We start from the raw sequence: 2,889 nt of genomic DNA on the forward strand, positions 1-2,889 counted from the left end.
GTATCCCTCCGGCGGAGACCGTCTTGTTCGGTGACCGGCTTCCGAGGAAGCATGTGGCTTTAAGGCTAGCCTTAAGGTCGGTAGATGCGGGTAGAGGTTCTGGACGGGGTTGAGCGTCGCCGTCGCTGGTCTCGCGACGATAAGATGCGAATCATCGAAGAGACGCTGGCGCCGGGCGCGGTGGTGACGGAGATCGCGCGGCGGCACGGCATTGCGACGAGTTTGGTGTTTACGTGGCGGCGGCGGGCCCGCCTGGCGACTGTCGCTTCGGCGGGACCGCGCCTTGTCCCGGTTCAGGTCGCCGCGGCTGCGGCCGAAAGCCTCCGAACGATTGAAGCCCCAGCGGCGATGCCGGCCCGGAAGCGACGCGGCCTGATCGAGATAGAGCTCGGTGACGGCAAGCGCGTCAGCGTTGACGAGAATGTCGACGCCGAGGCGTTGGGGCGGGTTCTCGATGTTCTGAGCCGACGATGATCCCGATACCGAGCGGCGTCAGGGTCTGGATCGCCACTGGGCACACGGACATGCGCCGCGGCATGCAGGGCCTGGCTTTGACGGTTCAGGAGAGCTTGAAGCGCGATCCCCATGCCGGCGATCTCTATATCTTCCGCGGGCGTCGGGGCGATCTCGCCAAGATTCTTTGGCATGATGGCATCGGCTTGTCGCTGTACGCCAAGCGCCTGGACCGCGGGAAGTTCATCTGGCCCTCGGCGTCATCTGGCGCGGTGTCGATCTCGCCGGCCCAGATGGCTTATATGCTGGAAGGGATCGACTGGAGAAATCCACAACTGACGTGGCGACCGCAGAGCGCCGGCTGAGCCTAACAAAATATGGGACCACATGGATTTTAGGGCGCCACAAATCACTGAATTTATGATTCTCTCGTTTGCATGGACACGGCTCGCGACGCCCCTCCCGACGACATCGCCGCTCTGAAGGAGGCGTTGGCGACCGAGCGCGCGAAGGCGCTGGATATTGCTGCGGAGCTCGCGGTCGCCCATGCGAAGGCATCGGAAGACAGCGCGCTGATTGCCCAGCAAAAATTACGGATCGCCAAGCTCGAGCGCCAGATCTACGGACAGCGGTCAGAGCGTTCGTCTCGGCTGATCGACCAGTTGGCGCTGACGTTCGAAGAGCTGGAAGCCAACGCCACCGAAGACGAGCTTGCGGCCGAGCGAGCCGTCGCCAGGACGACGACCGTGCGCGGATTTACGCGCACGCGCCCCGAACGCAATACGTTCCCCGATCATCTTCCCCGCCAGCGCGTGGTGATAGATCCGCCAACGGCGTGTGAATGCTGCGGCGGCAGTCGCTTGCGCAAGTTCGGCGAAGACGTGACCCGGACGCTGGAATCGGTGCCGCGCCAGTGGAAAGTGGTCGAGACGGTGCGCGAAAAGTTCTCTTGCCGCGACTGCGAGAAAATCAGCCAGGCGCCGGCACCGTTCCATGCCGTTGCAAGAGGCTGGGCTGGCCCAAGCCTGCTGGCGATGATCATGTTCGAGAAGTTCGGCCAGCATCAGCCCCTGAACCGCCAGGCCGAGCGTTACGCTCTGGAAGGGGTGCCGATCGCGCTCTCGACCATGGCCGACGCGGTGGGATCGGTCTGTGCGTCGCTCGATCCGCTCCTTCGTCTTGTCGAAGCTCATGTCATGGCAGCCGAACGCCTCCACGGCGACGACACCACGGTGCCCGTGCTGGCCTTGGGCAAGTGCGATGTCGCTCGATGCTGGGTCTATGTGAAGGACGACCGCCCCTTCGGCGGCTCAGATCCGCCGGCGGCAATGTTCTATTACTCGCGCGATCGAAGGGGCGAGCATCCGCAGGCGCATCTGGCCAACTATAGCGGCATCCTCCAGGCCGACGCCTTCGGCGGATACACCAAACTCTACGAGCCCCAGCGAAGTCCTGGGCCTATCAGGGAAGCGGCCTGTTGGGTCCATGCCCGGCGCCCGTTCTTCACCATGGCGGATCTTGAGGAAAACGCACGACGTAAGGCTGCTGGCAAGAAGGAGATCGCCCTCTCGCCGATTGCGATCGAGATCGTGCGCCGCATTGACGCCCTCTTCGCCATCGAGCCCTCGATCAATGGCCAAAGCGCCGACCACCGCAAGGCTGTCCGCCAGGCGCAGAGCGCGCCGTTGGTTGCCGATCTGGAAGCCTATATGCGCGAGCAGTGCGCCAAGCTCTCCCGCGGTCACGATCTGGCAAAGGCCATGAACTACATGTTCAAGCGCTGGGGCTCCTTCACACGCTTCCTCGACGATGGCCGCGTCTGCCTCTCGAACAACGCCGCCGAAAGAGCGCTGCGCGGCATCGCATTGGGCAGAAAGTCGTGGTTATTCTGCGGGTCCGACCGCGGAGGACGTCGCGCCGCTGCCATGTATAGCCTCATCGTCTCAGCCAAGATGAACGACGTCGACCCTCAGGCCTGGCTCGCCGATGTGCTCGCTCGCATTGCCGCACACCCCGCTCACAGGCTCGATGAGCTGTTGCCTTGGAATTGGAAGACTGTTCAACAGCAAGGCCTTGCGATGCAGGCGGCTTGATGGGGCACGTCAACAAAGTCAGCCACGTGTTCACCCTTGGCCATGTCGCCGAGATGCTTGGAGAAGACGAGGAATGGCTGTTCGAGGTCGCCGAGGAAATGGACACCGAGGATGGCCAGCTATGGGTCGTCGGCGTCGGTGAAGACGGCGTGATGGCGTTCACCGATGATGGAATCGAGAACCTAAAAAATCTGATCGCAATCCACAAAGACGACCCCCAGCATCATCGAAGAACGCCGCCAAGCGCTCGCTGCGATGATCAAGCCGAAAACCGAAGAGTCCGACGAGGTCTAACCGTTAACTGGACAGATCAGCGCGCTTGCGGCCTACCGCGCATGGTTAC

General features: G+C 62.7%; 4 protein-coding genes. All 4 read left to right on the forward strand.

The window, feature by feature from the left end; genetic code table 11:
• Nucleotides 1-84: 84 nt before the first annotated feature.
• On the forward strand, nt 85-474 hold the full coding sequence (gene tnpA / locus ABIA96_RS36485; protein WP_354141712.1) for an IS66-like element accessory protein TnpA: 390 nt from the start codon (nt 85-87) through the stop codon (nt 472-474).
• Nucleotides 471-818, forward strand: a complete 348-nt coding sequence (tnpB, locus tag ABIA96_RS36490) for an IS66 family insertion sequence element accessory protein TnpB (protein ID WP_354141713.1) — start codon at nt 471-473, stop codon at nt 816-818. Before tnpA ends, tnpB begins: the two co-directional genes overlap by 4 nt.
• Before the next feature lie 72 nt (nt 819-890).
• Nucleotides 891-2,546, forward strand: a complete 1,656-nt coding sequence (gene tnpC, locus ABIA96_RS36495; RefSeq protein ID WP_354141714.1) for an IS66 family transposase — start codon at nt 891-893, stop codon at nt 2,544-2,546.
• Nucleotides 2,546-2,889: hypothetical protein (locus ABIA96_RS36500; RefSeq protein WP_354141715.1), on the forward strand; the 344-nt coding region annotated here is incomplete at its 3' end. The genes tnpC and ABIA96_RS36500, both read left to right, overlap by 1 nt.

Origin of the sequence: Bradyrhizobium sp. LB11.1, from assembly GCF_040549385.1 — a bacterium.
In the GTDB taxonomy this organism is placed as follows: domain Bacteria; phylum Pseudomonadota; class Alphaproteobacteria; order Rhizobiales; family Xanthobacteraceae; genus Bradyrhizobium.

Bases quoted from the DNA above. Each gene is read 5' to 3' on its own strand.
- tnpA (WP_354141712.1), top strand. From the start codon at position 85: ATGCGGGTAGAGGTTCTGGACGGGGTTGAGCGTCGCCGTCGCTGGTCT.
- tnpB (WP_354141713.1), top strand. From the start codon at position 471: ATGATCCCGATACCGAGCGGCGTCAGGGTCTGGATCGCCACTGGGCAC.
- tnpC (WP_354141714.1), top strand. From the start codon at position 891: ATGGACACGGCTCGCGACGCCCCTCCCGACGACATCGCCGCTCTGAAG.